We start from the raw sequence: 5,261 nt of genomic DNA on the forward strand, positions 1-5,261 counted from the left end.
TTGATCTGCAACACCACCTCGCCGGCCCAGGGATTGCCACAAGCGCCACCGCTGGCACCCGCACGTCCGCCGCTTCCCGAACCGCCGTCCGGAACGCTCAGATTCCCGCCCGCGCCAGCGTTCACCCCGGCGCCTCCTCCCAGAGCGCCGATATCCCCACGGCCGGCGCCCCCGCCTTTGCTCAAAGCGCTCACAGCGCCACAAAGCTCAGCGCCCCGGCCGAGGCCATCGACAGCTCATAACTTGCTTCGCCATTGTGGGAGCCGGCATATTCGATCGAGGTGATCTGAAACGCGCCTTCCACCACACCAAAATCCGGGATAATCACCTGAAAATCCGGAATTTCACTGTCGAAGAAAATCTGCCGCGCCCGCGCATCCGTGGTCTCATCGCGAAACACCCCCGAGCCGGAAAGTGAGGCACTCTTCACCCCGGCCCCCGCCAGCAACTCGCGCCAGCCGCCAGCGCTGTCCATCGAGGTCTCATCCACACTCTCGGCGTTGAAAGAGATGCGCGTGGCACGCAGCCCCGCAATGGTGTCAAATTGACCGGCTCCGTTCATGTCCAGCTTGATCAGAAGATCCTTACCGTTCTGGGCGACCATATCCGTCCCTCCATTCTCTGTGATTAATCGTCTTCCACCAGCGCACGAAAGATCAGATCAATGCGCCGCACATCGCCCTGCTGCACCCGCCGCGCTTTGGCAGTGCGAAACATCAGCGCCACCAACACGCCACGTGTCAGGCTCAGGGACGCGGAGCTCAGCAGATCTGACACCCGCGCCGCCACCTCTTTCGCCACCAGAAATCCCGCCGAATCGCTGACCACGCTGACGGTGAAATCATGCGTGGCGCCCTGGCTGCTCTGATCTGAGCGGTCCACGACTTTTTCCGGTCCCAGGCTGACATAGATCGGCGGTGCCACCCCCGGAGGTGCGGCGTCAAACACCTGGCCCGAGACCAGCGCCCCCAGCGCAGCATCTGCCACCAGCAGCTGAAACAGCGCGCTTTGCAACGCACCGGAAACCCCATAGCTCATGTGACCACCTCCTGACGGGTGTGACAGATCAAGTAATGTGCATTCTCCGGGTGATCCGCCACCGCATAGATGGAAAAAATGCGCCCGCCTTCCCGCAACCGCTGATCTGGTTGCGGCCGCGAAACCGCGCCTTCCTCCGAGGCCCGCACCGTGATGCGATAGGGCACCGATGAAACGCTGACAGTGTCCTCGGCCCGCGCCCGGCCGGCGCCGGCATGGATCGCTCCCCATAACATGCCAAGCGGCTGCCAGAGTTCGGTAAACCCGCCGGCACCATCCGCGACACGCTGCCGCTGCTCCAGCACCAGCTTGCGGTTCAGATGCACTACCTTCGTTTTCATGTCCCGAACCCGCCACCCAGACCACCGCCCGGTCCGGGGTCAGCACCGATGCGCAGATTGCGGTGGCGCTCAATCAATGCCGCCACCGCGCCCGGCATCTGCCCTGTGCCCGCTGTGTCTCCATGACGGTGCTCATAATTCCACGCCGCCAGCATGAAGGCGGCCTGGGCGATGTCCGCCGGCACATCGCTCCAGGAAGCGCCATAACCGGCGTCAAACGCAATCACCACCTGGCTCTGGCTCGCAATCGTGGGCAGCCGCGTGCCGGTGGCCATCAGCCAGGCCCCATGCGCCACCCGCTCAAAACGGTAAAGCGCCGCGTCCACCACCGTGGTGGCGCCAGCCGCATCCTCCATCTGCACCGCGCTCACATTCGCCACAGGCCCCACCGGCAAGAGCTGCGCCTCAGCGCTGCGCCAGCGGCTCAGCCGCAGCTCAAAGCCGCGCTGTAAAATGGCCTTGCCGGTGCGCGCCTCAATCAAAGCCAGCGCCGCACGCAGCCCCGCCTCCAGCACCGCGTCCTGCACCCCGTCATCCGCAAACCCGGTGCCCAGACGCAGATGATCTTTAAACGCAGTGATTGGCAGCGCCGCCACCGGCACCGTAGATGTCTCAACTAACAGCATGAAATACCTCCGCTAACTCCCGACAGGGATGCGCACCGCCCACGTAGCTAATACCGAGGGGACCAGCCAGGCGCCGCAGGCTGTCGTCAGACACGCACCCATCCGAAGCCGCCCCCGCAACGGGAGCGGCCGCGCATGCGCGATCAGCTGACCGAGAACTTCAGCAGTTTGATCGCGGCAAAATCGCTCACGTCACCGCCCACCCGTTTGGTGGCATAAAACAGCACATGCGGTTTCGCCGAGAACGGATCGCGCAGAATACGCAGGTCAGGGCGTTCCGCCACCGTATAACCAGCAGCAAAATCACCAAATGCAATCGCCGCCGCATCGGAAGCGATATCGGGCATGTCCTCCGCAATCAGCACCCGGTAGCCCATCAGCAGCGCCGGTTCTCCCGCCGCCAGCCCGTCAGACCACAGGAACCGCCCGTCGCCGTCTTTTTGCTTGCGCACCTGACCTGCGGTCTTGGAATTCATCACAAAAGTGCCGTTGGCCCGGTATTGTGCCCCCAGCGCATAGACCAGATCCACCACCGCATCCGCCGGGTTGGTGGCGTCAAAGCCACCATCGGTTCCGGTGGCAATATAGCCCAGCGACGCCCAGGCCCAGGCGCTGTCCGCAACCTGGGTGTGGGCCAGAATGCCCATCGGCTTGTCCACCCCGTCGCCGTTGATAAAGGCCGACGCCTCGGAGCGGGCAAACTTGTCCGCGATCCGGTCCGCCAGCCAGGCCTCAATATCAAAGGCACTGTCATCCAGCAGCCGCTGCGACGCTTTGGGCAGCGCCGACAGCTCGTGCAACGCGATGGAGATGCGGTCGATCGCCGGGGTGCCGGTCTCGCCCGCCGGCCCGGCCTCCGTGGCCCAGCCAGATCCGATATCAGTGTGGTCCACCAGCACGTCGTAGCTGGTTGCATCCACATTCACCACATTGGCCACCTGGCGCAGCGAGGCGGTCGCGCGCAGCACTGAGCGCACCGTTTCCGCTGTCTGCGGATCCACCAGATAACCGCCGTCCGCCGCCACCGCGGTGCTCATCGCTTTGCCAGCCAGATCCAGCCCGCGCAGCGCGTCTTCATCGCCCGAGCGCACATAGGTTTCAAAGGCTTTCTGATGCGGTGCCTCCACGCCGGCAGCGGTGGAAAGAGACGGGCGGCCCAGCTGGGTCGATTTGCGGTCAATCATGGTCAGTCGCGCCTTTTGTTGTTGAAGTTCAGCCGTAATGTCGCCTTTGAATGATTTGATTTCACTGACAAAATCACCCATCACTTGCTGCAGGCCCGACAGATCTGTTTCTGTGGGCGCCCCGCTCTGCTCCGCTGCAACCGCCGCGCTTTTTGCCTCACTCATATGCCACTCCTCTGTTGGATAATTTGCTCTGATCCCGCCGGGCAGCACGCAGCGCCTGACAGCCCTGATCAAGTATCGCCGCCAGCTCCTGCACGGCACCTGCGCCCGACTTGACCGCGGTGCCGGCACCAATCCGCGCCTGCTGCAGCATCGGAAACGTCACCAGCGACACTTCCCACAGTTCCAGATCGCACAGCGCCCGTCCGCCGCCGGCATGCTTTTGCGCCCGCAGCGTGCGGTAACCGATCGACAACCCGTCAATCGCCCCCGCCGCGACCAGCGCCGCCGCTTCACGCCCCCGCGCCACATCGGCCAGGATGCGGCCGCGCACAAACAACCCACGGCTGTCCTCGCGGACTTCATCCCAAACCCCGATCGGCTGTGCCGGATCATGCTGCCACAGCATCTTTACCGATTGACCCGCGGCTGTAAGCGCCGCCAGGCTGCGTTTATACGCCCCGGCCATCACCAGATCGCCGCCCTTGTCGCGCAGCCCGAACAGGCTGGCGTACCCCTCAATATTCAACCCGTCGCAGATCAGCGTTCCACCGCCACTGGCGCAGAACTTCCATTCAAGATCGGTGTAATTTTTCTCTGACATTTCAATCAACTCCACCCGTTACCTGATCCGGATCCGGCAGCCCCAGAAGCGCCCGTTTTTCCACATCCGACAGGAAATCCGCCGCCGATATGCGCGCCCATTTCTGATCACGCTCGCTGGTCAGCGCCGGCACCTGATCCAGATCCGGTGCCAGCGCAAGTGCCGCGCCGGTATAGCTGGCCAGCCAATGACCGATTGCCGCCGACACGCGGCTCACCATCGGCAACACCGTCAGCCGGTAAAATGCCCGGTTGGCCTCCTGGTAGTTGGCGTAGGTTGCATCGCCCGGAATGCCCAACAGCATCGGCGGCACCCCAAAGGCCAGCGCAATTTCCCGCGCCGCCGCATCCTTGGTCTTTTGGAACTCCATGTCGCTGGGCGAAAATCCCATCGGTTTCCAGTCCAGCCCGCCCTCCAGCAACATCGGCCGCCCGGCGTTGCGCGCGCCCTGATGATGACTCTCCATCTCCGCCAACAACCGGTCATACTGTTCCGGCGTCAGGCTGGCAGCGCCGTCAGACCCCCGATAGATGATGGCGCCACTCGGACGTGCCGCATTGTCCAAAAGCGCCTTGGACCAGCGTGACGCCGCGTTATGCACATCCACCGCCGACGCCGCCGCCTGCATCGGCGACAACCCGTAATGGTCATCCTGCGGGTGAAACGATTTGATGTGGAGGATCGGCGACGCCCCGGCCCCCAGGGTGAACCGATGTTTGCGCGCACCGACAATATAGTCATATCCCACCGGCCAGCCATCCGCCCCCGGGATCAGATGCATCCGGTCCGAACGCAGAACATGCAGCTCGGCGGGCAACTCCCCCGGGCCAGCTTCAGCATCAAAACCGCCGCCAACTGCCTCCAGATAACCGTCACCAGACAGCAACAACTGCCCATAGAGCGCCTCCAGCAGTTCTGCCCGCGCCAGCGCCGGATTGGGCCGCGCCATCAGGCGCAGCACCGGATGTTGCTGATAGCGCACGCCCTCTTCCTGCAGCTGCAATTGCAGCGCCGCCGCCGCCTCAGCGATCAGTTTGACACAGCGAAACCCCACCGGATTGCCGGCAAATCCCACCCGCGTCAGCGTCACCGTATCGCGCGCGCTCCAGGCCACCCGCCCGGCGCCGGAAAAACTGACCACCGGCCCGGTGGCAGAGGTTTTCACCGCCTCCGGTCCCCTAATACCAACCCGCCCAATCATTGACCGGTGGTTGCCCAGTTTCGCGTTGCGATTGATTTGATGCGCCCGGTTTCAGCGGCCAGGCGGTTCCAGGCATCGCAACAGGCATCAACGATCGCCTCCCAG

7 protein-coding genes are annotated in these 5,261 nt (G+C 63.7%); all 7 read right to left on the reverse strand.

What is annotated here, in order from left to right:
* Positions 1 to 190 precede the first annotated feature (190 nt).
* The 7 genes from DWA01_RS00420 to DWA01_RS00450 all read right to left on the reverse strand — a co-directional run bounded on the left by DWA01_RS00420 (position 191) and on the right by DWA01_RS00450 (position 5,156).
* Positions 191 to 604: a phage major tail protein, TP901-1 family gene (locus DWA01_RS00420; RefSeq protein WP_114283662.1), complete on the reverse strand. Its 414-nt coding sequence runs from the start codon at positions 602 to 604 to the stop codon at positions 191 to 193.
* A 23-nt stretch (positions 605 to 627) separates the two neighbouring features.
* Positions 628 to 1,038 carry a DUF3168 domain-containing protein gene (locus DWA01_RS00425; RefSeq protein WP_114283663.1) on the reverse strand — a complete coding sequence of 137 codons (411 nt, stop codon included), beginning with the start codon at positions 1,036 to 1,038 and terminating at the stop codon, positions 628 to 630.
* Positions 1,035 to 1,379, reverse strand: coding sequence for a head-tail adaptor protein (locus DWA01_RS00430; RefSeq protein WP_114283664.1), 345 nt, complete (start codon positions 1,377 to 1,379; stop codon positions 1,035 to 1,037). Before DWA01_RS00430 ends, DWA01_RS00425 begins: the two co-directional genes overlap by 4 nt.
* Positions 1,376 to 2,005: a head-tail connector protein gene (locus DWA01_RS00435; protein ID WP_114283665.1), complete on the reverse strand. Its 630-nt coding sequence runs from the start codon at positions 2,003 to 2,005 to the stop codon at positions 1,376 to 1,378. Before DWA01_RS00435 ends, DWA01_RS00430 begins: the two co-directional genes overlap by 4 nt.
* Positions 2,006 to 2,148: 143 nt before the next feature.
* Positions 2,149 to 3,354, reverse strand: coding sequence for a phage major capsid protein (locus DWA01_RS00440; protein WP_114283666.1), 1,206 nt, complete (start codon positions 3,352 to 3,354; stop codon positions 2,149 to 2,151).
* Positions 3,347 to 3,955: an HK97 family phage prohead protease gene (locus tag DWA01_RS00445; protein WP_114283668.1), complete on the reverse strand. Its 609-nt coding sequence runs from the start codon at positions 3,953 to 3,955 to the stop codon at positions 3,347 to 3,349. The genes DWA01_RS00440 and DWA01_RS00445 overlap by 8 nt, the downstream gene beginning before the upstream one ends.
* Before the next feature lies 1 nt (position 3,956).
* The gene (locus DWA01_RS00450; protein WP_114283667.1) at positions 3,957 to 5,156 is read right to left on the reverse strand and encodes a phage portal protein; all 1,200 of its coding nucleotides are present in this window, start codon (positions 5,154 to 5,156) and stop codon (positions 3,957 to 3,959) included.
* Positions 5,157 to 5,261 lie beyond the last annotated feature (105 nt).

The sequence above is a fragment of the Candidatus Halocynthiibacter alkanivorans genome, assembly GCF_003333265.1.
GTDB classification, from domain to species: domain Bacteria; phylum Pseudomonadota; class Alphaproteobacteria; order Rhodobacterales; family Rhodobacteraceae; genus Halocyntiibacter_A; species Halocyntiibacter_A alkanivorans.